This is a genomic window from Catenulispora sp. MAP12-49, from assembly GCF_041262705.1.
Lineage (GTDB): Bacteria > Actinomycetota > Actinomycetes > Streptomycetales > Catenulisporaceae > Catenulispora.
Window position 1 is genome coordinate 22,655 of sequence record NZ_JBGCCP010000020.1, and the last position, 24,168, is coordinate 46,822.

Annotated in this window: 28 protein-coding genes; 10 read left to right on the forward strand and 18 right to left on the reverse strand. The window is 71.1% G+C overall.

From position 1 onward, the window contains the following. Window positions 1-7 precede the first annotated feature (7 nt). Window positions 8-625: a hypothetical protein gene (locus ABIA35_RS30800; RefSeq protein ID WP_370360178.1), complete on the reverse strand. Its 618-nt coding sequence runs from the start codon at window positions 623-625 to the stop codon at window positions 8-10. Window positions 626-792: 167 nt separating this feature from the next. On the opposite strand from ABIA35_RS30800, the gene ABIA35_RS30805 reads away from it, so the two are divergent. Continuing rightward, window positions 793-1,035: a hypothetical protein gene (locus tag ABIA35_RS30805; RefSeq protein ID WP_370360179.1), complete on the forward strand. Its 243-nt coding sequence runs from the start codon at window positions 793-795 to the stop codon at window positions 1,033-1,035. Window positions 1,036-1,042: 7 nt separating this feature from the next. On the opposite strand, the gene ABIA35_RS30810 is transcribed toward ABIA35_RS30805, so the two are convergent. Both ABIA35_RS30810 and ABIA35_RS30815 read right to left on the reverse strand, forming a co-directional pair. Beyond that, window positions 1,043-1,753 (reverse strand): hypothetical protein, encoded by a 711-nt coding sequence (locus ABIA35_RS30810; protein WP_370360180.1) that lies wholly within the window; start codon window positions 1,751-1,753, stop codon window positions 1,043-1,045. Window positions 1,754-1,863: 110 nt separating this feature from the next. Then, window positions 1,864-2,574 carry a flavodoxin family protein gene (locus ABIA35_RS30815; RefSeq protein WP_370360181.1) on the reverse strand — a complete coding sequence of 237 codons (711 nt, stop codon included), beginning with the start codon at window positions 2,572-2,574 and terminating at the stop codon, window positions 1,864-1,866. 92 nt (window positions 2,575-2,666) lie between these two features. On the opposite strand from ABIA35_RS30815, the gene ABIA35_RS30820 reads away from it, so the two are divergent. Both ABIA35_RS30820 and ABIA35_RS30825 read left to right on the forward strand, forming a co-directional pair. Next, window positions 2,667-3,569 (forward strand): sigma-70 family RNA polymerase sigma factor, encoded by a 903-nt coding sequence (locus ABIA35_RS30820; RefSeq protein ID WP_370360183.1) that lies wholly within the window; start codon window positions 2,667-2,669, stop codon window positions 3,567-3,569. Between the two features lie 120 nt (window positions 3,570-3,689). Next, window positions 3,690-4,424 (forward strand): DUF6008 family protein, encoded by a 735-nt coding sequence (locus ABIA35_RS30825; RefSeq protein ID WP_370360295.1) that lies wholly within the window; start codon window positions 3,690-3,692, stop codon window positions 4,422-4,424. A gap of 134 nt (window positions 4,425-4,558) precedes the next feature. Here the strand turns inward: ABIA35_RS30825 and ABIA35_RS30830 are convergent, their stop codons facing one another. Next, window positions 4,559-5,284 (reverse strand): SDR family NAD(P)-dependent oxidoreductase, encoded by a 726-nt coding sequence (locus ABIA35_RS30830; RefSeq protein WP_370360184.1) that lies wholly within the window; start codon window positions 5,282-5,284, stop codon window positions 4,559-4,561. A gap of 106 nt (window positions 5,285-5,390) precedes the next feature. Between ABIA35_RS30830 and ABIA35_RS30835 the strand changes: the two genes are divergently transcribed. Further along, window positions 5,391-6,242, forward strand: coding sequence for a LysR family transcriptional regulator (locus tag ABIA35_RS30835; protein ID WP_370360185.1), 852 nt, complete (start codon window positions 5,391-5,393; stop codon window positions 6,240-6,242). Between the two features lie 9 nt (window positions 6,243-6,251). Then, entirely contained in the window at window positions 6,252-6,761 is a 510-nt protein-coding gene (locus ABIA35_RS30840; protein WP_370360186.1) for a hypothetical protein, read from the forward strand. A 66-nt stretch (window positions 6,762-6,827) separates the two neighbouring features. Here the strand turns inward: ABIA35_RS30840 and ABIA35_RS30845 are convergent, their stop codons facing one another. Then, a complete protein-coding gene (locus ABIA35_RS30845) occupies window positions 6,828-7,334 on the reverse strand; it encodes a cupin domain-containing protein (RefSeq protein ID WP_370346395.1) in 507 nt (168 codons plus the stop codon). 144 nt (window positions 7,335-7,478) lie between these two features. Here ABIA35_RS30845 and ABIA35_RS30850 point away from each other — a divergent pair, with 144 nt between their 5' ends. Then, entirely contained in the window at window positions 7,479-8,294 is an 816-nt protein-coding gene (locus tag ABIA35_RS30850) for a ferritin-like domain-containing protein (protein WP_370346393.1), read from the forward strand. A 35-nt stretch (window positions 8,295-8,329) separates the two neighbouring features. Here ABIA35_RS30850 and ABIA35_RS30855 read toward each other — a convergent pair whose 3' ends face one another. The 3 genes from ABIA35_RS30855 to ABIA35_RS30865 form a co-directional block, all read right to left on the reverse strand. Beyond that, a complete protein-coding gene (locus ABIA35_RS30855) occupies window positions 8,330-8,833 on the reverse strand; it encodes a hypothetical protein (RefSeq protein ID WP_370360187.1) in 504 nt (167 codons plus the stop codon). Between the two features lie 93 nt (window positions 8,834-8,926). After that, window positions 8,927-9,199 carry a hypothetical protein gene (locus ABIA35_RS30860; RefSeq protein ID WP_370360188.1) on the reverse strand — a complete coding sequence of 91 codons (273 nt, stop codon included), beginning with the start codon at window positions 9,197-9,199 and terminating at the stop codon, window positions 8,927-8,929. Between the two features lie 267 nt (window positions 9,200-9,466). Then, window positions 9,467-9,937, reverse strand: coding sequence for a cupin domain-containing protein (locus ABIA35_RS30865; protein WP_370360189.1), 471 nt, complete (start codon window positions 9,935-9,937; stop codon window positions 9,467-9,469). Window positions 9,938-10,040: 103 nt separating this feature from the next. Here ABIA35_RS30865 and ABIA35_RS30870 point away from each other — a divergent pair, with 103 nt between their 5' ends. Then, window positions 10,041-11,015, forward strand: a complete 975-nt coding sequence (locus ABIA35_RS30870) for a LysR family transcriptional regulator (RefSeq protein WP_370346385.1) — start codon at window positions 10,041-10,043, stop codon at window positions 11,013-11,015. 126 nt (window positions 11,016-11,141) lie between these two features. Here the strand turns inward: ABIA35_RS30870 and ABIA35_RS30875 are convergent, their stop codons facing one another. Next, window positions 11,142-11,612, reverse strand: a complete 471-nt coding sequence (locus ABIA35_RS30875; RefSeq protein ID WP_370346383.1) for a DUF5324 family protein — start codon at window positions 11,610-11,612, stop codon at window positions 11,142-11,144. Between the two features lie 137 nt (window positions 11,613-11,749). Beyond that, on the reverse strand, window positions 11,750-12,142 hold the full coding sequence (locus ABIA35_RS30880; protein ID WP_370346381.1) for a nuclear transport factor 2 family protein: 393 nt from the start codon (window positions 12,140-12,142) through the stop codon (window positions 11,750-11,752). A gap of 117 nt (window positions 12,143-12,259) precedes the next feature. On the opposite strand from ABIA35_RS30880, the gene ABIA35_RS30885 reads away from it, so the two are divergent. The 3 genes from ABIA35_RS30885 to ABIA35_RS30895 all read left to right on the forward strand — a co-directional run bounded on the left by ABIA35_RS30885 (window position 12,260) and on the right by ABIA35_RS30895 (window position 14,464). Continuing rightward, window positions 12,260-12,712, forward strand: a complete 453-nt coding sequence (locus ABIA35_RS30885; protein ID WP_370346379.1) for a MarR family winged helix-turn-helix transcriptional regulator — start codon at window positions 12,260-12,262, stop codon at window positions 12,710-12,712. A 103-nt stretch (window positions 12,713-12,815) separates the two neighbouring features. Further along, window positions 12,816-13,991: a PP2C family protein-serine/threonine phosphatase gene (locus ABIA35_RS30890; RefSeq protein ID WP_370360190.1), complete on the forward strand. Its 1,176-nt coding sequence runs from the start codon at window positions 12,816-12,818 to the stop codon at window positions 13,989-13,991. A 26-nt stretch (window positions 13,992-14,017) separates the two neighbouring features. Next, a complete protein-coding gene (locus ABIA35_RS30895) occupies window positions 14,018-14,464 on the forward strand; it encodes a pyridoxamine 5'-phosphate oxidase family protein (protein WP_370346375.1) in 447 nt (148 codons plus the stop codon). A gap of 73 nt (window positions 14,465-14,537) precedes the next feature. On the opposite strand, the gene ABIA35_RS30900 is transcribed toward ABIA35_RS30895, so the two are convergent. The 8 genes from ABIA35_RS30900 to ABIA35_RS30935 form a co-directional block, all read right to left on the reverse strand. Continuing rightward, window positions 14,538-15,560, reverse strand: coding sequence for an alpha/beta hydrolase (locus ABIA35_RS30900; protein WP_370360296.1), 1,023 nt, complete (start codon window positions 15,558-15,560; stop codon window positions 14,538-14,540). A gap of 162 nt (window positions 15,561-15,722) precedes the next feature. After that, complete coding sequence (locus tag ABIA35_RS30905) at window positions 15,723-16,631, reverse strand: class I SAM-dependent methyltransferase (protein WP_370360191.1); 909 nt, start codon at window positions 16,629-16,631, stop codon at window positions 15,723-15,725. A gap of 41 nt (window positions 16,632-16,672) precedes the next feature. After that, window positions 16,673-17,764 (reverse strand): NAD(P)-dependent alcohol dehydrogenase, encoded by a 1,092-nt coding sequence (locus tag ABIA35_RS30910; RefSeq protein ID WP_370360297.1) that lies wholly within the window; start codon window positions 17,762-17,764, stop codon window positions 16,673-16,675. A 7-nt stretch (window positions 17,765-17,771) separates the two neighbouring features. Then, window positions 17,772-19,187 carry an aldehyde dehydrogenase family protein gene (locus ABIA35_RS30915; protein WP_370360192.1) on the reverse strand — a complete coding sequence of 472 codons (1,416 nt, stop codon included), beginning with the start codon at window positions 19,185-19,187 and terminating at the stop codon, window positions 17,772-17,774. A 9-nt stretch (window positions 19,188-19,196) separates the two neighbouring features. Beyond that, a complete protein-coding gene (locus ABIA35_RS30920) occupies window positions 19,197-19,985 on the reverse strand; it encodes a (5-formylfuran-3-yl)methyl phosphate synthase (RefSeq protein WP_370360193.1) in 789 nt (262 codons plus the stop codon). Between the two features lie 23 nt (window positions 19,986-20,008). After that, entirely contained in the window at window positions 20,009-20,548 is a 540-nt protein-coding gene (locus ABIA35_RS30925) for an EF-hand domain-containing protein (protein ID WP_370346367.1), read from the reverse strand. 101 nt (window positions 20,549-20,649) lie between these two features. Then, window positions 20,650-22,368, reverse strand: a complete 1,719-nt coding sequence (locus ABIA35_RS30930) for a protein kinase (protein WP_370360194.1) — start codon at window positions 22,366-22,368, stop codon at window positions 20,650-20,652. Between the two features lie 99 nt (window positions 22,369-22,467). Beyond that, window positions 22,468-24,159 carry a cation:proton antiporter gene (locus tag ABIA35_RS30935; protein WP_370346363.1) on the reverse strand — a complete coding sequence of 564 codons (1,692 nt, stop codon included), beginning with the start codon at window positions 24,157-24,159 and terminating at the stop codon, window positions 22,468-22,470. Window positions 24,160-24,168: the final 9 nt, after the last annotated feature.

The following is a 24,168-nucleotide window of genomic DNA, read 5'->3' on the forward strand; positions in this document are numbered from 1 at the left end:
ACTGCCGCTACCCAGGCTGTTGGACCGACCAGACGAAGTCCGGCGCGTCTCGAACCACCTCGACTGCTTGGTCGGTGGCGCCGGCGGGGAGAGCGAACGCAATCAGACCACTGACGCATGAACCCACGGAAAGCGGCTTGCCGTCGCCATCGGGGTACAGCGGTCCACCCAGACCGTTGCGCGGCTTCTGCTTGAGCGGCTTGGCCTTGGTGCCGTCCGCCATGATGACGTACCACGGCGCCCAGTCGACTGCCTCTGTGGCGCCTGCGGGGCCGTGGTCGAGGCACGTTTGGACATGGACCGTGGCCGTGTGGTCCGGACGCGTGGTGTAGTCGCGGACGGTGACCCGATAGCTGGACCCGCCGTCCGCGGTCGCGGACTGTTGCGTGCCCACCGAGGGCCAGAGGCCTTGCTGGAGTTTCGCCGCGTCAGGTGATGTCGAGCCGGCGGGCAGGATCCGGTCGTTCAGAGCTGTCACATCGGCGACGGCGTCGAAGAGGTCGTTGACGATGGCGAGGAACGGCACATCGTCAGAGGCGTCTTTCGCGGTGTCGCAGGCGGCCGCGGCGAAGTGCATGCGGCTCATCGCTTTCGCCCACAACGTCTGGTCGGCGCCGTCCGGCACGGGGAAGAACGTGCGAGAACGCCGGTCGGCGTCGTAGACCCCAGAACATGCCGGACGCACGATCGTGTCCCAGACGACTTGAGGCGTGGCGTCGGCGACGGTGGCCAGTTTGGGCCGTCCACGACTGGCACAGCGTCGTATCCGCCCCCGAGACGGTCATCGTCGGCGTGGCGGCGGCGATGTGGCCGGCCGACGGCCGATGTGCCGGGGCGAGTCTCGACCAAAGCCAGGACTTCCTCGACGCCTACCAGCAGGGGCGCGGCAGACGGTACTCCGCCGAGCAGATCCAGGAGACCTGGGCCGCGGGGCTGTGGATCCGCGCGTTCAACGCCAAGAAGTTCCTGCTGGACGGCCTCAGTACACTGACACCGGTCGAAGCCGAGGAGCGCCTGCGTCGTACTGGCTACTAGCTACTAGCTACTGGCCCTGATACTCGCGCAGCCCGGCCTCGGCGAGCTGGGGCAGGTAGCGATCGCCGCCGGGATCGTTTCCCTGCTCGTTGACGGCCAGCACCGTGGTTCCGATCCTGACCAGGAGGCTGTCGCACTCCAGCGGATCGGAGTCGCCGGTCATGCTGCAGCTGATGTGCACGCTGTCGTTGCCGAGCTTCGGCGCCGACGCCACCGCGAAGCGGAAGACGTCTTTGCCGCCCGCATCGGACGTCGTGACGACCGGGCACCGGCCGACCAGCGTCCGCACCTCGGCCATCGCCTGCTCGGCGGCGTCGCCGGTGTAGCTCCAGAGTACTTCGGTGCCCACCCAGAAGCGGTCCGGGTCGGTGTCGTTGGTGAGGGTGCTCGAGGCCCTCGCGCTCGCGGTCCCGGTCAACTGCGTGGCTGACAGCAGCGGGATGATGGCCTGCGAACAGGGCGCGTCGGCCGGAGGGCGCTGGGCTCCCTGATCCGCCGGGGTCTGGCTCGCCGCCTTCGCGGTGAATCCGGACGGGACGGAGTCCGCGTTCAGCAGGAGCGCGGACAACGCCGCGGAGGAGAAAGACCGCGTGGGCTGCGCGACGGCGGGGATCGCTTTGCCCGCCGGCCGCTCCGTCGTATGAGACCCCGAAGTGCCGCAGCCGGCCAGGGCGCCGACGGCCGTCGCGATCACCAGGAAGCGTGCCTTTGCTGTCACGAAGGCACGCTACAAGATCGTGCGGTCAGTTCGCATAGAGGCGCTTCGGCGCGGCATGGCGTGGCGGCCCGCCTTCGTACTTGCGGGCCGCCACGCTAACTGCCGGACCGTCAGCCCACAGTCGACAGCCCCGCAGAACGCTGCGCGCGGATTCCCCGCCGGTAGACCCCTGTGATCTCCGCGATGCGCTCTCCCAACCGGAAGGCGGTCCGTAGGTCCGCGTCCGGCGGTGCGACGTCCGGCCCCTGGTCGGCGTTGGCTTGCGCCATCGCTCCGAGCCAGCTGCCGAGGCGGTTCAGGTCGTGCTCGGTGCCGGTGCTGGTGGTCCAGCCGGCGGGCAGGTCCAGGCCGACCCAGATCATGCCGTGCTGGGCGGCCAGTACTGCCAGGTCGACCAGGGTGTTGAACTTGTCGCCGCTCTTGCCGCCGCTGGTGGTGAAGCCGGCTGCGATCTTGTCGCGCCAGCGCAGGTCGTCGGCCAGGACCTTGCTGGTCCGTTCGGCGAAGGCCTTGAACACCGAGGAGGGGCTGCCCATGTAGGTGGGAGTGCCGAAGACGATCGCGTCGGCGGCGTCCAGGGTGGGCCACAGGGCGGGGGCGTCGGGGTCGTCGACGGTCACCAGGTCCACCACCGTCCCGGCGACCGACCCGGCACCTTCGGCCACGGCCGCGGCCTGCCGGGCGGTGTGCCCGAAGCCGCTGTGGAAGGCGACGGCTATGCGCACCGGCTCGACCGGCTCCATCGGCTCGACCGGCTCAATCGGCTCGACCAGCTCGACCAGCTCGGCCAGGAAGGCGTCCGATCGCGTTGTCTCAGTCATGACATGCTCTTTCATGGAGGTCTCGAAGCCCGTCGCGGAGGGATCCGGGCCGGGCGCAGGTATGACGGAGCGGCACGCGGAAAGGTGACCTCATGGACGACCGGGAGCGACTCGCCGAGCGCTTCGATGCCCACCGCGGCCACCTGCAGGCCGTCGCCTTCCGCATGCTCGGCTCCCTGACCGACGCCGAGGACGCCGTCCAGGAAGCCTGGGTCCGCCTCGACCGCGCCGGCGCGCACGACGCTCACCAGGTGGAGAACCTCCCGGGCTGGCTGACGACGGTCGTCGGACGCATCTGCCTGGACATGCTCCGCACCCGCAAAGCCCGCCGCGAAGTGGCCGGCGACGACGACGCGGTGGCGGCCATGCCAGGGGACCGCATGGCCGAACCGGAGCAGGAGACGCTGCTCGTGGAGTCGGTGGGCCGGGCGATGCTCGTCGTCCTGGACCGCCTCTCGCCGGCCGAGCGGGTCGCCTTCGTCCTGCACGACATGTTCTCGGCCCCGTTTGACGAGATCGCCGCGATCGTGGACCGGACCCCGGTGGCGGCCAAGAAGCTCGCCAGCCGCGCACGCCGGCGCATCGAAGGCACGCCGGCCACCGAACCGGGGGAGATCGACGTCCTGTGGCACCGCCGCGTCGTCGAGTCCTTCCTCGCCGCCGCCCGCGGCCGCGACATCGCCGGCCTGCTGGCGGTCCTGGCCCCGGACGCCGTACGCCACGCCGACGCCGCCGGCCTGCCCCCGGGCGTACCGCTGGAGGTCAGGGGAGCGGACGCGATCGTGGAGGAGACGCTGCTGCTCACCCGCAACGCGATGTTCGCCGACGTCGTGCTCGTCGACGGCGCGATCGGCCTGGTCGTCGCACCGCGCGGGCGGATGCGGCTGGTCCTGGCGTTCGCGGTGAAGGACGACAGGATCGCCGAGTACTCCGTGATCGCCGATCCGCAGCGGCTGGAGCGGCTGGAGTTGGCGGTGCTGCCGCCGTCGCGGTGAGAAACGTACGGTATCCGGTCACGGTCGGCATTTTGGAAGAAGCGTCCACGCGCCCGACGGTCCTAGGTTCCCTCACAGGAGTCCAGATCGGACGAGGTCGGAGGGGATGTCGTGCCGAACATGCCTGGCATGCCGGGGATGGCCATGGGCACCGGGCACCATGTGCCGGTGCTCGACACAGTGGGTGCGGTGGGGTTGCTGGCGTGGGCCGTGGCCATGTGGCTGGCGGTCGCGGTGCTGGCCTTCGTCGATCGGCGGGGCAGGCGGGCCTGGCTGTACAAGGCCGGCCTGACCGTCATCGTGATCGGCGTGATCGGCCAGATCGGGCACCTGGCCGAGCACGTCGCTCAGGCCGGCTACTGGATCTGGCATCCGGAGGCGCCGTCGTGGATGACGCCGTGGGGTACGGGTCTGGCCAACGGGTTCCAGCAGATCGACCCCGGCAGGAAGACCCTGGGTATGGAGATCCTGCATCTGGTCGGCAACTTCATCTTCCTGGCCGGCCTGGCCGCCGTCATGGTCCTGACCCGCCGTGCCCGGGCCACCCGCACCCGGTGGTGGGGAAGGATGGGCGTGTGGATGCAGGGCATCCACGGCCTGGAGCACCTGTCGCTGACCGTGTCGATCTGGCTGGGCGCCAAGGAGGCGGTCGGGCTGTCCACGTGGTTCGGTCAGCTGACCCCCGGGCCGGGGGCCGTCACGTATCGCGTGTGGTGGCATTTCTGGGCCAACGTCATGGGCTCGTTCATCTTTGCCATGGCGCTGTGGCATCTGCGCCGGGAACGGGGCGAGATCGCCGATTCGTTCCGTGACGCCCCGGTGCACCCGCCGGTGCCGGTCGACGCGCTGACCTGACCGCCTCGACCTGACCGCCTCGACCTGACCGCCTCGACCTGACCGCCTCGACCTGACCGCCTCGACCTGACCGCCTCGACCTGACCGCCTCGACCCGATCGCCTAGACTCGATCGCGACCCGGGCCCGAGCTCGTTACCAGGCCACCGGCCCGGCGTCGTCGAAGAACCCGCCGGTCGGTCCGTCGTCGGGCAGGGTCGCGAGGCGAATCGCGATCGCAGCACCCTGGTGCGGAGTGCGGACGCCCTGGAAGCCGTTGAGATCGGTGGCGGTGAAGCCGGGACAGCCGCAGTTGATCAGGATGCTGGTATCGCCCAGTTCCTTGGCGTATTGGACGGTGACGGCGTTCAGGAACGTCTTCGACGCCAGGTACACGGCCGGAACCGGGCCCATGTCGACGCCGGGCGTGGTCTGCAGCGTCAGCGAGCCGACGCTGCTGGACATGTTCACGATCCGCGGTGCCGCCGAGGGGCGCAGCAGCGGCAGCATCGCGTTGGTGACGCGGATGACCCCGATCACGTTGGTCTCCACGACGCCCCGTACCGTCGCGGGATCGACCGTGGCGGGTGTCTGCGGCATGCCCCCGGTGATCGCGGCGTTGTTGACCAGGACGTCGAGCCCGCCGGCCCGGTCGGCGATCAGCTCGGCCGCGGCGGCCACGCTCGCGTCGTCGGACACGTCCAGCGCGACGCCGAACGCGTCGGCCCCTCCCGCGCGCAGCTTCTCCACCGCGGTGTCGCGCCGCTGCTGGTCCCGTGCGCCCACGCCGACGCGCCAGCCGAGGGCGCCCAGGCCCGCGGCGATCTCGTAGCCGATTCCCTTGTTCGCGCCGGTCACCAGCGCGATCCTCTGTTCGCTCATGCCGTCGATCCTGGTGCGGACTCCGATGGGGCGTCCAAGACCGAGTGGGTGGGCGGCGATACCGCACGGATATCGGCCGTGGTCGGCGCCCGGATACGATGACGCGGTGGAGACCCGGGAGCTGCGGTACTTCGTCGCCGTCGCGGAGGAGCTGCACTTCGGGCGCGCGGCGCAGCGGCTCGCGATGGCCCAGCCGCCGCTGTCGCGGGCGATCCGGCAGCTCGAACGGCGGCTCGGAGTCGTTCTGCTGCACCGAACCCCTCGGTCGATCGCCTTGACCGAGGCCGGATCGGTGCTGCTGCGGGAGGCCCGGGCCGCGCTCGCCGCGGTCGAGGCCGCCGAGCGCCGCACACGCCGCGCCGCCGCCGTCGACGGTCGGCCCGGCGTGGTGCTGGCTGCGAAGGCCGGAGCGGCCGGCGAACTGTTGGCGAAGCTGCTGGACGCCTACGCCGCCGAACCCGACGCCGTCGCCGTCGCCGTCGAGGTGGTGCTGTGCGGGCCCGGCGAACAGGTGGGGATGCTGCGCGACGGGCGTGCCGACGTCGCCCTGCTCCAACGTCCCTTCGACACGACCGCCGGATTCGACACCGAGGACCTGTACACCGAGCAGCAGATCGTGGTCCTGCCCGCAGGCCATCCGCTCAGCGGCCGCTCCCACGTGTCGATGGCCGAGATAGCCGCTCTGCCGGACCTGCCGCGGCCGCGCTGGCCTCGATTCGACGGCAGCTATCCGGACGGCCCGGGCCCGCAGGTGCGCAACCACACCCAGCTGTTCCAACTGATCGCGCTCGGCCGGGCCTGCGCCCTCGTGCCCGAGTCGCTGCGAGCCGGGCTGCGCGACGGTCACGCCACCGTGCCGGTGCCGGACGCGCCGGCGGTCACGACCGTCATCGCCTGGCCGCCGCACAGCAGATCCCAAGCCGTCGCCGACCTCGTTCGCACCGCGATTCGCCTTTAGGCTGCTCGTATGGCGGCATCGAGCCAAGAGAGTCCTGAACTGACGGCGGAATTCACCATGGAGCAGCCCGTCGGCACGGTTCGCGGCCATGCTCGTATCCTGATCCGGCCGACGGACGACGGAGCCGGCACGATCCTGCGGCTGCGCCGCTACCTGCCGCACGTGACCCTGCTGCGCTACCACGACTGCGCGCAGGACGGCTCCGTTCTGGGGCCGGAGCGCGACGCGGTGATCGTCCCGGGCGAGGACCCCCGCCACATCGAGTGCGCCGTGGACCTCTCGCCCGGAGCCGTGACCCGCGAGTACCGCCTGGAATGGGAACTCGACCCCGACGACCATCCGGCGATCGGTGTCGGCGGTGGCGAAATGCTGTTGTTCCGCGCCTATCTGATGGATCGCAGTGAGGACGGCGCAGAGAAGAACGGCGCAGAGAAGACCTGGGATCAGCGGCGCATCGTCATCCGGTGGTCGTCGCCCGAGGACCCGTCCTCCGCCTTCGACCGCTGGCGCTTCGCCTGATCGTGCTGAGCGGGCAACCGGCCTGGCCGCGGCCCGAGAGCGCCAGAAGGCCCGGCGAGTCTCGTACTACGTCGTGGCCGGGAGGTCCAGGTCGGGTACCGCCGGCACTGGCCGGGTCGCGTAGCGGGCCATCAGCGCTTCGATCCATTCCGGATCCGGCGCGTGCCCGAGCTCGCCGATCCGCGCGGCCAGTTCGGCGAAGTAGTCTTCGTAGCCGCTGGGCGTGAGCATGACGATGTAGCGTGCCGATTCGGCGAACGGATTGGCGAAGCCGTGGGCCAGACCGCGTCCGGCGAACACGGTGTCGCCTGCTGCCGCGGTCCGGAAGCCCGCATCGATCCGGAACCGCATGCGGCCTTCAAGCAGGACGAAGCACTCGTCGTGTCCCTGGTGCACATGCGGCGCCGGGCCCGGGTGCCCCGGTTTGAGGACGCCCTCGACGACGGTGAGCGCACCACCGGTGTCCGCGGCCCCGACCTTGACCGCCATGTCCCAATCCGGGAGGTCGAGCCGTCCGCCTTCGCCCTGGCCGAGCACGAAGCCGCGGGGCGCCTCTCCGATGACATCGCTCATGCGGACCAGGCTAGCGCCACCTGCGCCGGGACCCCGGCGTCCATCGTTCGGGCTAGTGCCGCCGCTGAGGGACTGGCGGGGTGCGGTGGTGCGGCTTTGACTTGTGGCAACGTACAGAGGCGTTACCGCGGAAGGCGGTGCAGGATGCTGACGGCCGCGAGCCTTTTCGGCGAGATCCGCGACGACGACCAGTCCTACCGGCTGTTCTGCAGCATCGCCATGCAGGGGGAGAGCCAGGGCGGCTGGGAGAACGGACGCATCGCCCGGCTGGTCCCCGACCGCGTCCTGGCGCCGAAGGTGGCCAGGCACGGCGCGGACGAGGACAAGCACGGCCGCATCTTCCGCAGCCTGCTGCGCAAGCGCGGGCTCGAGCCGGTCCAGGTGCCGCCCGAGACCGACTACACGATGCTCCTGGAACGGCAGGGCATCGGCCTGGCCCATGAGCGGCTGGGCCGCGACGAGCCGCTGACCGAGCACGACGTGCTCGTCTACCTCGTACACAGCCGGGTGACCGAGCAGCGCGCGGCCGAGCAGATGCGCCTGCTGCGCAAGATCTTCGGCGACGACCCGGAGCTCGGGCGTGCGGTCCGGATGATCTGTGCCGACGAGAACAACCACCTCGCGTACTGCCACGAGGAGCTGCTCCGGCTGTCCGCGCAGGGGCACCGCGACGAGATCGAGAGCCTGCTGCGCACCACCGCGCTCGCGGAGATCCGCGTCTACCGCGCGGTGAGCCTCGCGGTGATGAAGCACATGGGGCGGATTCTGGAGTGGCCGCGGTGGAAGCAGATGGTGCTCGCACTCGGTTCCCATGCCGTGTACTGCTATGAGCGGCTGGGCGGCTACCGCCGGATGATCGTGCTCAAGGCGCCGCCGCCCGCCTTGCGCAACGCGATGGGTCGGGAGCGACCTTCCGAGCACCACCGCGGTGCTGCCACGCCGACGTCGGCGAGCACGTAGCCGACCTGGAAGTCTGGAAGTCTGGAAGTACAGCGTCACGCGCCTTCGCGCGGGGCGACGGCATCGGCAGCGGCATTGGCGTTGGCATCGGTGGCCAGAGCGCGGAAGGTGACGGTCTGGTCGAAGCGCAGCAGCGCGACGGTCAGCCCGGCCATGACCACCGCCATGATCGCGTGCCCGGTCGCGGTGGTGATGGCGGCCCCGGCCGCGCCCAGCAGCAGATGCGTCCCCATCCGCAGGCCGATCAGGCCGACGGCGATGGCGCGGGTGCGCTTGCCGCGCAGCATGGCGCGGACCAGCTTGATCCGCCGGCGCAGCACGGTCGCCGACACGAGCCCGTTGACCAGGCCCAGCCCGACGAGGACCGGCAGCGCCTTCGGGTTCATCTTCACGAGGTCGTAGGAGCCGGCCAGGACGCCCTCGAAGGCGAAGAACCACGTCGGCAGCGGCCGCACCTGCGAGACGTCGACCTGCGCGGCGCCCCCGGAGCGCTTCGAAGCGGCGCGACGGACGGGGCTGAGGGTGTCGGTCAGGCTCATGGCGGGGCTCCTCGGATGCGGTTCAAGTCACTGGGTTCGACCTAGAATTTAGGTCCGACCTAGCTCTATGTCAAGCACAAATTTAGGCCCGACCTAGATTTGTCGACGGGCGCGGAAGAGGTAGCAGCGCCCACGCTTGCCGTCTGCATCAGAGCTTTGCCACGCGTTCATCACACGCAGGTTGATGCGCATGTACGGGTCCTGAAATCTTGATCGACGGCTCGCCTGGGCGGGTATCGCAGCGAACGCGGCGATCGACAGGACGGCGCTGAACGACGAGGTCGACGGCGACACCGGCCACGCGACCCTCACCATCACGGGCTCGTTCACCTCCGCCGGCTGCGCGAACGGCCACGCCTGTGGCATGTGACCACCCCTCGGATGGCGAAGACCTTCCGGACGGCCTCATGGCGCGCATCGACGCCGAGGCCGTCCGGCCCTGCCTGGAGATCGGATTCCGCCCGGGCGAGCTGCTGAACCACAGCACGGTCGTCGTCGAGTACACCGACGGCTTCAACCCCGGACCCGGCATCGAACCGCACTTGGAGACCTCGGCCGGCGACATCCAGAACTTCCCGGTGAGGAGTTGCGCGACACCGGTGACAGCGGCGCCGAATCCGAAGACTGATCCGCTCACGGCAGCAACGGCGGCCCCACGATCTCGACGCCGAACTCGGCGGCCAGGCGGGTCAGCTCGTCCGGTCCGAGCGGCTCGCCGTGGGCCGCGGCCTTCGCGACGAAGCGCTCGAAGCCTCCCGGGGTGTGCAGGGTCAGGAAGCGGGCCTGGGGCGACACGACGACGAAGCCGTGGGGCAGGTCGCGGGGGAGCAGTGCCAGGCCGCCGGGGCCGACCTGGTGCCGGTCGTCGCCGACCTCGACTCGCAGCTCTCCTTCCAGGACCAGGAAGGTCTCCTCGTCGTCGCGGTGCAGGTGCAGCGGGGACACGTAGCCGCGTTCCCCGGTGTGCTCCAGGAGCGCGAAAGTCCCGCCGGTGTGTTCTGAGCCCGCGCGCAGACGCAGGAGTGCGCCGAGGAACGGAATGGAGGCCTGATCGTCGGGAGTTGTGATGACGGGTGTACTTGTCCCGCCCCGAGGCTGTGTCATGGCTCCACTGTCGTTCGCGCCCCGATGGGGCGTCCAAGGCATCGCCGGCATCACCCGATGTCGAGGCGGCATGAGGCAAGGTGGGGAAGGGATGATGGGGCGGATGGGCAGACAAGCGCCGCAGGATCGGGCGGACCTCGATCCCCGTTTGCTCCGCGGCTTCGTCGCCGTCGCGGAGGAGGGCCACTTCGGGAACGCGGCGTCCCGGCTGGCCATCGCGCAGCCCGCCCTGAGCCGGCAGATCCAGCAGCTCGAACGGCAGCTGGGATTGGAGCTGTTCACGCGGACCCCGCGCGGGGCCGCCCTGACCGCGGCCGGTGCCCGGATCCTGCCGGAGGCCAGGCAGGCTCTGGCTCAGAACGACTGGATCCTGCAGGTCTCTGCGATGCTGGCCGGCGGGCCGGTCGCCGCGGTCCGCATCGCCGCGCCGATGCCGCTGCCTTCCCAGAGCCTGATCGCCCAGGCGTTGCGGGAGTTCCGGCGCGACTATCCCGAAGTCCCGGTCGAGGTTCTGGAACTGCCCGACCAGGAGCAGGCCGCCGCCGTGTCCCGGGGAGACATCGATCTGGCCCTGTCCTGGGATTCCTGGGATTCCCGGGACGAGCCCGACACGCCCGGTTTGCTCGCCGAGCCCTTGCTGACCGAGAAGAGCTACGCCGTCGTCCCGGCCGGCCATGCCCTGTCCGCACTGGACAGCATCGGGCCCAAGGACCTCAGCTCCTATCCGGTGCTGTTTCCCGTCCAGGAACGCGGCCACTGCTGGCACCTGCTGCGGACCGCGGCGGACGCCTCGGGGGTGTCGATCCGGCCTGTCCAGACCGCACCCTCAGCAGTGCTGAACCTCGTCCGGGGCGGACTGGGCATCTCGGTGGTGCCGGGGTCCTTCCGCCTGGCTGCCGATCCGGAACTGGCTTTCATCCCGGTCGCCGACCAGACCAACACCACGACCCTGCTCAGGCGCGCGACCGGGCTGCCGGCCACCGTGCAGAGGTTCGTCGCCCAGACCCGGGACGCGGCTGCCGCCTTGGCCGACGAGCACCCGGACGTGTGGACGAGTGCCGACTCGTGGGCCGGCTGAGAGGTCTGCGACGGTTGGGCTCGGCGGCTCGGCGGCTCGGCGGCTCGGCGGCCTGGCAACCCGGTGGTCCGGCAACCCGGCGACCCGGCGGCCCGGCAGCCCGGCGACCCGGCTACCGATACCCGCTCAGGGCGTCTTCGGCTCAGCCGCACCCGCGACCGGTTCCGGTGCCAGCGCGGAGGCGTCCTCCGGCCACGGGCTCAGGGTCGGGTCGGAGCGCTTCCACCACATCACCCAGACCAGCACGCCGCCCACCGCGGCCAGCAGCAGCGCGATCCTGCCGCGGGACCGGGACCCGCCGCCGCGCGTCCCATGCCGCGAGATCCGCTCGATCTGGGCCGGGCTCACCTCGCCGAGCAGGCCGGACAGTGCCGCCGAACCCCGGGAGGCGGCCTCGGCCCGGATCGGGCGGGTGCGTTCGGCCGTGGTGTGCGCGACCGTGTGCGCCGCCCTCGACGCGGCCGTGGTGACCTTGGGCGCCACCTCGTCGAACTCTTCGCGGAGCTTGTGTCCGGCCTCGGCGGTGCGCTCGGACACGGTGTGCCCGACCTCGCCAAGACGACTGCGTTCCGGCGCCTTGTGCGTCAGGTGCTTCATGCTGGTCCCTCTCGGTTCAGCTGGGTGGTGGACTTGCAGCACCCGGCTGCCCAGACGCGACCAGAACATGCGCTCCCGAGCACTTCGATCTCTGTGAGGTCTTCACGGAGCGCCGATGTGAGGCGTGACGCGCGAGCTCAGCGGGCGCTGCCGAGGTTCCGGTCGCTGTCGGAGCCGGAGAGCATCAGGGTCGTCTCCTCGATGCGGCGGAAGCGGCCGTCGGGGGCGAACTCGGCGAAGAGGTAGACCTCCATGCGGACGGTGGATCCGTCGGTCTTGACGATCTCCATCGTGTGGCGGTCGGCGTACCGGTTGTCGCGGGAGAGCTCGTCGTGGACCTCGACCGAGCCGCCGGCGGTGATGGTGCGCAGGTGGGCGATGTGGGCGAGGAACTCGGTGCGGTCGGCCCAGTCGCCGTCGGTGCGCTGGCGGTAGTCGGGGGCGAAGTGCCGCTCGGCGGCCTCGTCCAGGTCCAGGCCGGGGGTCAGGAGCAGGTCGGTGAGAGCGGTGCGGATGTCGGTGGTGTTCATGGGATTCCTCCGGGTGCGCGCGGGGTGTGCCCGCCTGGATCGTTCTGAGATGCGTGCCTCGGGCACGCATCTGACGATAGCAGAAGAAGCGTGCGTCGCGCACGCTAATCTGAAGCGGTGAACTCGACCGGACACGACATCGCCGAATCCCTCGGGCAACTCCTGCGACGAGGCACCCGTGAGCACTTCTACACGCGGCTGACCGACGGGTTGGGGGAAGCCGTCGACGAGCTCACCTACCCGGTCCTCAGCGGCCTGGCCCGCACCGGCGCGTGCAGCGCCGCCGACCTGGGCCGCGAGATCGGACTGGACCGCACCACCGTCACCCGCCGCGCCGACCGCCTGGAACGCGCGGGCCTGCTTGAGCGCCGGCCGGACCCGGCCGACGGCCGCGCCACCCTCCTGGCGCTCACCGAAGACGGCCGCACCGTCATCGCGGTGAGCCGGCAGCGGTTGGACGCGGGGATCGACGAATCCCTGGCGGCCTGGCCGGAAGGCGACGCACAAACCTTCGCGCGCCTCCTGCGGCGCTTCCTCGACGAGGGCCCCTTCGCCGCCGACCGGGAATGACTGGGGGTATTTCAATATTCCAATGATTTGGCATGAATTCGGATAGAATAGGCAAATAATTCGCACACGGCCCAGCGAAAGGCGCCAGCCAGTGGGAAGGCCAATGAGTCTCAGTGCGGCGCCGTCCGGCCCGAGACCGCTTTGGACCGGGCTGGCGCTGCTGATGACCGTGGGCGCCATCGTGCTCTCCGACGTGCTCACACCTGCCTGGTTCCACGCGCGCTCGCTGCTCTTGCTGGTACCGGTCGCCGCGGCCCTGACCTCCTCGATATTGATCACCGCGCTGACGGTCGCCGGCGCGATAGGAGCGTTCGTCTACCTGGCGTGGGCCGGGTCGGCAGTCGAGTTCACCAGCGGGTACGTCATCTTGGTGGTCGGCTGCCTTGTCGCCGCACTGTTCGTCGCGGCTGTGCGTGAGCAGCAGCGGCGCCGGTTGGCCGTCTCCGACGAGGTCGCGCGAGCTGTGCAGCGTGCGGTGCTGCGTCCGCTGCCGAGCACGATCGCCGATCTGCGTGTCGCCGAGGCGTATCTGCCGGCGGCGGAAGGCGCGTTGATCGGCGGCGACTGGTACGACGTACAGCCGTCCCGCTACGGCGTGCGTGTGGTGATCGGAGACGTCAGCGGAAAAGGGCTTGCCGCCGTTGATGCCTCGGCGGCGCTGTTGGGCGCGTTTCGGGAAGCGGGATATCACGAGGCCAGCCTCCAGGAAGTGGCGCGCCGTCTGGAGATCTGCATGCAGCGCCACAACATCTGGGCCCGAACAGTGGAGGGGCGCGACCATGACGGGTTCGCGACGGCGCTGTTGCTGAACATCAGCGAGGGCTGCATGGATGTGATCGACTTCGGACACGTGCCGGCGTTGGTGCTGAACCCGGGAGAGGGAACGCTCACCGAGATCGAGTTCGACTCGGCACCGCCGCTGGGCCTGGGGGAGTTGGCAGTCGGGCCACCGGCTGTGAAGCGCTTGCCGTTCCAGGCCGGTGACCTGCTGGTGCTGGTGACCGACGGCATCACCGAGAGCCGTGACTCCCTCGGCGACTTCTACCCCCTGATCGATCGACTGCGGGCCATGGCCGTTGACGGGCTCGAGCTTGAGCCCGGACGCGGACCCGGGCCCGACAGCCTGCGCGACGCCCTGATCGCGGACGTCACCCGGTACCGGCGCAAAGGGCCTTCCGATGACGCGGCGATCGTCGTCATCCGGCGCGACGCCGCGAAGCTGATCGAGCAGGACTCTGACGCCCGACGGCTGTATGAGGCCGATCCGCTGGGCTGGTGAGTGCGACCGCGCATTAAGGTACTGACATGACCGAACTCGCGGACTTCGCCCGGATCGCCGCCGCCGACCACGGCCTGTGCGTGGCCTCCACGCTGAGGGCCGATGGCACGATCCACAGCTCCGTCGTCAACGCCGGCGTCCTGCGCCACCCCGGGGGCGACCACGACGTCGCCGCCTTCGTGGCCATCGGCGGTTCCAGGAAGCTGACCCACCTGCGGGCCCGGCCGCACGCCACGCTCGTGGCGCGCGCCGGGTGGGACTGGGCCGCCGTGGAGGGCGACGTGGAGCTCATCGGTCCGGACGACGAGTACGCCGGGACCGATGCCGAGGCGCTTCGCCTCCTGCTCAGGGCGATCTTTACGGCGGCGGGCGGCACGCACGACGACTGGCCGACCTACGACCGGGTCATGGCCGAGGAGCGGCGCGCCGCCGTCCTGATCAACCCGACGCGGATCTATTCGAACGCCCGGTGAGAAACCGCCTGCTTGAGAGGCTCCCCCCAACGCGTACCTTGCGTGACCGGCGTGCCGCGCATGCCCCGCGGCGCTAGGACTGCGCCGGTTCCCGAGCCGGAAGCGCTCCAGCGGCCAAGACCCGCCCCAACCACGAACGACGCGCCCGCCGAGCCTCCCGGCTGAGTGCGGCGTCCGGGACCACGAGATCGAACGCGTGGAAGCCGCCGGGCCACACGTGCAGCTCGGCCGAGCCGCCGGCCCGCCAGATGCGGTCGGCGTGGGCGAGGGCCTCGTCGCGCAGCGTCTCCGCCGAGCCGACGTCGATGAACGCCGGCGGCAGACCGGACAGGTCCGTGGCCCGGGCCGGCGCGGCGTACGGCGACACGTCCGGGCCGCCGCGCGCGGACCCCAGCATGGCCTGCCACCCGAACCCGTTCCAGCTCCGGTCCCAGACGTCGGCACCGTCCATCTGGTACGCCGAGTCGCTGTCGTTTCGGTCGTCGAGCATCGGGCACATCAACATCTGCCCGAGCAGTCGCGGGCCGCCCTGGTCGCGCACCAGCGAGGCCAGCGCCGCCGTCAGACCGCCGCCGGCGCTGGTGCCCGCGACGACGATCCGCTCCGGGTCCAGTCCGAGTTCGGCCGCGTGGCCGGCGGTCCAGAGCAGTCCGGAGTAGACGTCGTCGATCTGCGCCGGATATGGATGCTCCGGCGCGAGCCGGTACCCGACCGAGACCACCGAGGCCCCGAAGTGCGCGGCGTCGTCCAGCAGCGGGTCGAGGAAGAACCGGTGCCGGTGATCGCCGCTGAAGTAGCCGCCGCCGTGCGTGACGTAGATCGCGGGGCGCTCGGTGGCCGGGGCCGACACCGGCGTGCAGACCAGCAGCGTGACCTCGGGTTCGCCGGATGTCGCGGACGCTGATTCCGATGCCGCCGCGGACGCCGATGCCGATGCCGATGCCGGCACCGATGCCGATACCGGCACCGAGTACGAAGCCACGTCGAAGCGGCCACCCCGGGACAGCTCGTCGAGCGTCGGCAGCTCGGCGGCGTCCTCGGCCCGGATCTCCGCGAGCCGCTCCATGCTCATCGGTGTTCCGGCCGTCTCCCGCATCGTGCGATACACGTCCAGCAGCCCGGCGTCGAAGGGTATTGCCAAGGGTATTGCCACTGTCAGTCCACCTCGTCAGAATCCGCGACCTGCCCCGAAGCGCGGCGCGGGGCCGCCGGGCACGCGTAGATCTTGCCCGACCGACGGTGACTCCTCAAGATCTTTTCATGGCGCCCGGCGATCGGCGAACACCCACCGGTTGCCGCCCAGCGCGTCGTTCGGCTCGGGCAGCGGACCGCGGCCGAGGCGGACGGTGTATTCGTACGGGGTGGCGACTGACGTGGACCAGCCTCTGCGCGCCAAGTCGCCCGCGGAGTCCGGTCGCGTCTCCTTCGCGAACAGGTCGAGCAGGTCGATGCCGATCTGTCGCCTGGTCTCGGTGTAGAGGGGGCTGTCCCGGTGTGCCATCAGGTCCTCATCGAGTTTCACTTCGAAGGCCAGCTCGCTTCCGGGCGCGGCCAGCCGGTCCACCGCGGTGACGAGCTGCGTCTCGGCGGCGCCGGGCAGGTAGAACAGCAGGCCCTCGGCCAGCCAGGCGCTCGGGGCCGCCGGGTCGAAGCCGGCGTCTGTCAGGGCCCTGACCCAGTCGGCGCGCAGGTCGGTCGGGATCGGGACACGTGCCGCCTTCGGGGTGGCCGTCAGGCCCTCGAGCACCCTGTGCTTGAACGCCAGCACGCCTTCCCGGTCCAGCTCGAAGATCACGCAGCCGGCGGGCCAGTCGAGCCGGTAGGCCCGCGTGTCGAGCCCGGCTCCGAGCAGGACGACCTGGTGTGCGCCGGCGTGGACCGCTTGCAGGAGGAAGTCGTCGAAGACCCTGGTCCGCAGGCCGAAGTAGCGGGCGAAGCGGCCCCACAACGGGTTCGCGTCGCCGTCCGGGACCTGGTCGATGCGCACCGGCCAACCCGCCGAGGCCGGCGCGCTGTGCACGAAGTGTTCGGCGAACAGGTCCTGGGCGAGGCTGTCGGGGCGGTGGGTCTCGATCGCGCGGGCCGCGGCGACCAGGAGGGCGGTGACGCCGACGCCGCCGTCCACGCCTCCCGTGCCGGTGTTCGGCTGCGTCAGGTCGGCCGTCATGGATGCTCCTTCTTGCTGCGCGGCGGGATCAGGACGGGATATCAGGACGCGGGTATCAGGACCGGCTTGACGACGCGCCCCGTTTCGCAGTCGTGCTCGGCCTCGTTGATCTCGTCGAGCGGGTAGGTGCGAATGAGCTGGTCGAAGGGGAAACGGCCGGCCTGCCAGAGCTTGGTCAGCCGTGGGATGAGCAGGCCGGGCACCGCGTCGCCCTCGCAGATGTGGGACAGCTTCCGGCCTCGGTCCAGAGCACCGGGCTCCAGCGGCAGCGTCTGGTGGAGCCGTGCCACCAGGCCGAGATGGCCGGTCGGTCGCAGAGCCCTGAGTGCTTCGTTGATCAGTTCCGGCGAGGCCGTGGTGTCCAGCGCGTACCGCACCCCGCCGTCCGTCAGCCGCCTGATACGGTCGGCGAGGCCGCCGGTCCCGTACAGCGGGACGGCGCCGAAGCGCTCGGCCATCGCCAGGCGCTCGGGGTGCCGGTCGACGGCCACGACCACGGCCCCGGCAGCGGCCGCCGCCATGATCGCCGCCAGGCCCACGGCGCCCGCGCCGAGGACGGCGAGGGCATCGCCGGGCCCGGCGCCGAAGGTGTTCAGGACGGCCCCGGCGCCGGTGAGGAAGCCGCAGCCGAGCGGGCCGAGCAGTTCCACGGGCAGCGCGGGATCGACCCGGACGGCGTTGCGGGCCGGGACCATCGCGTACTCGGCGAACGAGGACTGGCCGAACCACCGGGGCGCCAAGGGGATTCCGGCCGCGTCGGCGAACCGCGCTGCGTTCTCGGTACGCCCACCGAACAGGTTGAGCTCGGCGAAGGAATCACAGTAGGCGGGGGCGCCGCCGAGACAGGCGTGGCAGTGTCCGCAGGAGTCGAAGCTCAGTACGACGTGGTCGCCGACGGCCGGCCGGGTGTCCGGGCCTCCCGTCTCCACGACGACCCCGGCGCCCTCGTGGCCGAGGACCGCCGGCAGCGGCGAGCGGCCCGCCGAGCGGCGGACGGCCAGGTCGGTGCGGCACATCCCGCACCCCGCGATCCTGACCAGCACCTCGTCCGGCGCCGGTCCCGCGTCCAAGGCCACCTGCTCGACGGCGAACCGGCCCTCGGGGGAACGCAGTACCGCCGCGCCGAACCGGATGCCCACGTCACGCCTCCAGAGGCCGGTGCACGACGAACGGTCGCAGGTTGCCGGACAAGCCCCACGGCCCGCCCGCGACACCCACGCCGCTTTCCTTGGCGCCCGCGAACGGCTGGGCCAGGGAGAGTTCGCCGTGGTGGTTGATCCAGACCGTCCCGCATTCGAGCCGTCCGGCCACCTGCTCGGCCCGGTCCAGATCGGTTCCCCACACCGAGCCGCCGAGGCCGAAGCCGGTGTCGTTGGCCGCTTCGACGGCCTGCTCAGTACTTTGATACGGCAGCACCGGCAGTACCGGGCCGAACTGCTCCTGAGTGACCACCGGGCTTTGGGCCGGGACGTCGGCCAGGATCGTCGGGGCGAAGAAGTAGCCCGGCCTGTCGAGCCGGCCTCCGCCGGCCGCCGCGCGGGCGCCGGCTGCCAGGGCCCCGGCCGCGTAGCGCTCGATCCGGGCGAGCTGAGGAGCGTTGTTGACCGGTCCCAGTTGCGATCCCGCTTCCAGACCCGGCCCCACGACGGTCTGATTCGCGCGCTGCGCGAGGGCTTCGACGACCTCGGAGTAGAGCCGGACCGGGGCGTAGACGCGCTTGACCGCCATGCAGATCTGCCCGCAGTTGCGGAACGCCGCCCAGAACAGCCGGTCCGCGATCTGCTCCACGTCCACGTCGTCGAGCAGGATCGCGGCGTCGTTGCCGCCCAGCTCCAGGGTGACCCTGGCCAGTGAGGACGCCGCGCCCCGCGCCACGGCGCGGCCGGTGGGCACCGAGCCGGTGAAGGTGACGTGGCGGATCCCCGGGTGGGAGGCGAGGCGCTCGCCGAGGGGTTCGCGGCCGGTGACGATCGTGAGGACGTCCTCGGGCAGGACGGCGGCCAGGACCGATCCCAGCATCCTGGTGGCCAGCGGCGTGAAGGGGGAGGGTTTGAGCACCACCGTGTTGCCCGCGGCCAGCGCCGGAGCGAACTTCGCGGAGGCGAGTTGGAGCGGGAAGTTCCACGGGACGATCGCGGCGACCGGACCCAGCGGCCGCCAGCGGATCTCGCTGCGCACGGCTCGGCCGTCCTGGATCGGCTGGGTCTGCGGGGCGAGCGTGGCGAAGTAGCGCAGGCGGGCCGCGGTGCGGGCCACCTCCGCGTAGGACTCCGGCAGCGGCTTGCCCTGCTCGCGGGTGAGCAGGGGGGCCAGGTCCGGCCCGGCCTGCTCCACCGCGTCGGCCGCCGCGAGCAGTGCGGCGGCGCGGGCGTCGGCGTTGGTGTCGGCGCGCCAGTGGAGCCAGGCCGCGTGGGCCCGGTCGACGATCGCGTCCAGTTCCTCGGGGCGTTGGTCGGGCGCCTCGTCGAAGGGTTCGCCGGTCGCGGGGTCCAGGACCGCGAAGCTGCCGCGGCCGCTGCGGGTCTGGTGCGGGCGGCGGGGCTGGGGCGTCGGCATGCCGATGGGTCAGTTCCCGGTGGGGACGGTGCTCTGTTCCCGGTTCTGTTCCCGGTTCTGTTCCTGGCTGTGCAGGTCCCTGTGCCGGTCCATCTCGGCCCGGAACGCCGCCACCAGATGCGGTTGGATCCGTCCGGTGGTGCGGTCGCCGCGCTCGCACACCGCCCCGCGCACGCCCACGATGTCCGTGCCGATGGCGGTGAGCGTGCCCAGGTCGTCCGCCTTGACGCTGCCCGCGAGCGCCGCGAACAGGCCGGAGTCGTGGGCCCGCCGGACGAACTCCGCGCACAGCTCGGGCGGCACGTGGTCGAACAGCCGGGTCCCGTCCTTGACGGCGGTGTCGAGCATGGCCGCGTCGCAGCCGGAGCGGCCGGCGATGTCGGGCAGCGCGAGCGGGTTGACGCAGCCGATGCGGTGGGCGTCGGCATAGCCCGAGGCGACGACGAGCGCGTCCGGCCGGTAGTCCTTCACCGCCCGCACGACGGCGCGCATGACGGTGACGGCCTGGTCGGGCGTCGAGCAGCCGAAGAGGCCGACCTTGATGTACGTGGCGCCCGAGACGGCCGCGCCCAGGGCCGCCTGGGCGACCGTGCCGGGTTTGTAGGGCACGTCCCCCACGGTCGCGGACACCGGCTTGTCCGCCGGCACGGCGTCGCGGATCTCCCGGATCACCCACGGGAAGTTCGCGCCGAGCGAGCCCTCGTCCGGCTTCTTGACGTCGACGATGTCCAGGTACTGCGACGCCTTCGCGCACTCGCGGGCTTCTTCGACGTCGGCCGGGGATATGAGCAGCAGCAACGCCTTCTCCTTTCCGCGGGGGCTCAGCGCTGTTGCGCGGGGATCAGGTGGTTGCCGCGGGTGTCGCCGTCGCCCGGGTCGTAGAACTCCACGATCGCGGCCCGCCACACCTCCGCCTCGACCTGGTCCTGCGCGGTGGGGCCGAAGGAGTCGAAGAGCGCGTGCAGGTTCTCGTGCCCGAAGCCGATCGCCGTCATCAGCGCCTCGAAGACCGGGCGCTCGATGAGCCCGTCGCCGTCGGGGTCGCCGAGTGCGGACAGCGCCTCGGCGAACTGCTCGACGGCCGCGCCGAAACGCTCCGGGCTGAGCACGAAGGCCCGGAACTCCTCGGCGCTGATCCGCCCGTCGCCGTTCCGGTCGAGCTCGTCGGCCATCGTGGTCCAGTAGCGGTCGAAGGCGGCGCGCATCGCGTCCTTGGCGGCCCGGTCCGATCCGGTCGCGGCCGCGACCACCCGGTTCGTCATGAGCGCGATGTCGGCGGCCTCGATGAAGCCGTTGCCGTCGGTGTCGAAGAGGTCGAAGACGTGCTCGACCCGCGCGGCGGCCTGGGGGTGGGGGTTCATGGGGTTCCGGCCTCCCGTTGACAGTGGCCTGAGCGACCTACATGTCAGATTGTCCTCTCAAGGCCGGATTTCGTCCCCGGTGAGGGCTCGTATTCACCCGATCAGTGGACGGTGAAACCGTCGCAGGACACGTAGTAGGCCTCGCCGTCGCTGTGGACGTGGAACCACAGGACGACGTAGTTCCCGGGGAAGTCGGTCGCGGCCGGAGAACTTTCGGCGCCGGGCGCACTGAGCGTGGAGGTGAAGTCCTTGGGGAAGGTGGCGTTCGTCCAGTCGACGCCCAACGGCTGGGGCTTGTCGTTCCACCGGAAGACCACGGCGTTGCCGCCGAAGTCCGCCGGGGGAACGACTTCGGCGGCCATGTAGTACGGGGCTCCCGGATTCGGCTCCTTGCTGCGGAAGCCGATGGTGACCGGCGTGCCCTTCGCGACCGGGTCGCGGGCGACGGAGCTCTGGAATCCGAAGGTGTTCGGCAGGGTTTCCTCGCGAGTCGGGCTGTTCTCGCACTGGAACGTCTGCGGATTCCACTGGGTCGTGTTCTCGACGGCCTGGGTGCCCGGGCGGTCGCGCAGGAACGTGGTCGGGGGAGCGGTGCTCGCCGACGACGGGGTCGCCGGGGAGGTCGTGCCGGTCGTGGTGCCGCCTGCGCCGCCCGTGGCTGTGGTCGTGGCCGTGGTCGTAGTCGTGGCGGCGTTCGTGCCGCTGATGGCCTTCGCCGCGAGCGACCCGTCGGCCGACGGCGTCGGCGTGGACGTCGGCGCCAGGCCGCCGCTCGCGCCGTGCTGCGTGTGATCGGTGGTGCCCGGGAAGAACTCCACCGCCAGCGCGATCGCGATGACCGCGACGGCCGAGACGAGAGCCACCGCGAGCCGGCGGGTCCTTCGCGGCACCGCTTCGGCGTCGGACGTGCTCGGGGGAAGAAGGCCCATCCCGGTGGCGGTCTGCACGTCCTGCGGCGCGGTGTCGGCGATCGTGGACAGAGCGTCGTAGAACGCCGCGACGGCCCGCGCGTCGTCGGCCGTCGCCCGGCCCGCGACCGCGGCGAGCAGATCGGCGGCGGCCGGCCGGGCCGCCGGGTCCTTGGCCGTGTACTCGGCGATCAGGGCGGCCAGGGCCGGCTCGACGCCGTCGGTGTCCGCCGGGTTCTCGACGCTGCGGAACATGATCGCGTGCGGGTCGCCGACCCCGAACGGCGGACGGCCGGTCGCGGCGTAGGCGAGCATCGCGCCGACGGCGAAGATGTCGGCCGCCGGGCTCGGCGCGCCGCCGCGCACGACCTCCGGCGCCAGGTACCCGGGCGTGCCGACCGCACTGCCGGTGTGGGTCAGCGCCGTCTGGTCGCCGGTCCGGGCGATCCCGAAGTCGATCAGCCGCGGGCCCGACGGCGACATGATGACGTTGTTCGGCTTCAGGTCGCGGTGCAGGACGCCGTGGGCGTGCACGTCGGCGACCGCTTCGGCGAGCCCCGCGGCCAGGTGCCGCACCACGCTCGGCGGCATCGCGCCGAACCGCGCGACCGCAGCGGCCAGCGTCGGGCCGGGCACGTACTCCGTGGCCAGCCAGATGGGCCTGCCGGTCAGGTCGGCGTCCTCCAGCGCGGCGGTCCACCGGCTGCGCAGCCTTCCGACGGCCTCCACCTCGTGCCGGAACCGGGCCATCGCCTCGGTGCTCTCGAAGCCGCCCCGCACGACCTTGACCGCGACCTGCCGGCCGTCGGGGGTCAGCGCCAGGAAGACCTCGCCCATGCCCCCCGAGCCGAGCCGGGCCAGCAGCTGGAACCGGGCGATCGTGCGCGGATCGGCAGACAGCAGCGGTTCCAAGACCCCTCCTCCGTTTGTGGCGGAGTCAGGATAGCGATCAGTCGAGCACTGATCGAACTGGTGTCTCAGGGTGGCGCTACCTCTCCTCGTCGGGTGGCGCTAGCCTTCCTCGTCCCCGATCCGCTGCATCGTCGCGGTCTGGATGTCCAGCCTGCGCTGAATCTGGGTCAGTGTCCGCGAGCTGTAGACCCCCTCGGATCGGGCGCGCAGCAGCCGCGCCTGCTCCGCCTCCAACACGCCGAGGGTCACCCGCAGGTACTCGTCCCGCAGATCGCGCCGTGCCTCCTGCTCCACGTTCCGCAGCGGCTGCTCCAGCCTTTCGCGCACCTCGGCGACGACCTGCGGGTCCACGTCCGGTCCGGGATCGGCGAGGTACTCCCGCCCCGCGGCCGTCAGCGTGGCCATCAGGTCGGCGTACTCAGCGCGGATACGTCCCTCGTCGTCGCCCGGGATCCGGACCGCGCGGATCACCGCCGGCAGGGTCAGGCCGTTCACCAGCAGGGTCGTCAGCGCGACCACGGTGGCGATCAGGATCATCTGCGGGCGCCTGGTGAGGTCCGCCGGCAGCGTCTCGGCGGCGGCCACGGTGATCGCGCCGCGCATGCCGGACCAGGCCAGGACCACGCCGCCGCGCCAGCCCAGGTCCTCGTTGAGCTGGAATTCGATGTCGGCGGCCACGCGGACCACGCGGTGCGTGATGCGCTCGGCCTGCCGCGGGCTGAAGCGCTCGGTGAGGTCGTGTTCGTCGATCCGGGTCTTCATCCGCTCCAGGCGCGGCTTGGCCTCCTCGGCGCGCCGGCGATCCCTGCGCAGCACCGCCACCAGCGGGGCCACGAAGCCGATCCGCAGCAGGATCACCGCCGCCGAGGCGGCCAGGCCCACCCACAGCCCGGTCCAGGCCGAGAGGTGTTCGCCGCCGACGTCGTCGATCAGGGAACGCAGTCCCAGGCCCATCAGCAGGAAGATGCCGCTCTCCAGCAGGAAGGCCAGGGTCCGCCAGTTCATCCGCTCGGTCATCCGGTCGGCCGCGCGCACATAGCGCGGACTCATCTCCCCGCTGACCAGGCCGGCGACCACCACGGCCAGCACCCCGGACGCGCGCAGCTCCTCGGCGGGCACGAAGGCCAGGAACGGCACCACGAACGAGATCGCGGTGTTGAGCACGCCGTCGTGCAGCAGCCCCCGGATGCGGACGTTGACATACCCGACGACCAGCCCGATCACCGCGGCGATCACGACCGCCTTGACGAAGTCCCAGGCCAGACCCCCCATCGACACCGAACTGGCGATCGCCGCCACCGCCGACCGCAGCAGCACCAGCGCGGAAGCGTCGTTGACCAGGCCCTCGCCCTCCAGCACCGCCAGCAGCCGCGACGGCAACCCCAGCTTGTGCCCGATCGAGCTGGCCGCCACCGCGTCGGTCGGACTGACCACCGCCCCGAGCGCGAACGCCGCCGGCCACCCGATCCCCGGCAGCAGCGCGTGAAAAAGCCAGCCGGTCCCCAGCGTCGTCGCCGCGACCAGCAGCACGGCCAGACCACTGATCGACTTCAGGTTCCGCCGGAAATCGGTGGCCGGCATATTGACCGCCGCCGCATACAGCAGCGGCGGCAGCACCCCGGTGAGCACCACCTCGGGATCGACGCGGATCCGCGGAACGCCGGGGACGTAGCTGAGCGCGATCCCGACGATCACCAGACTCAGCGGCGCGGCCAGCCCGAGCTTCTCCGAGAACGCGGCCACGGCCACGATGCTGATGACGCCGGCGACGGCGATGAGTGTCAGTTCCATTGACGGTCA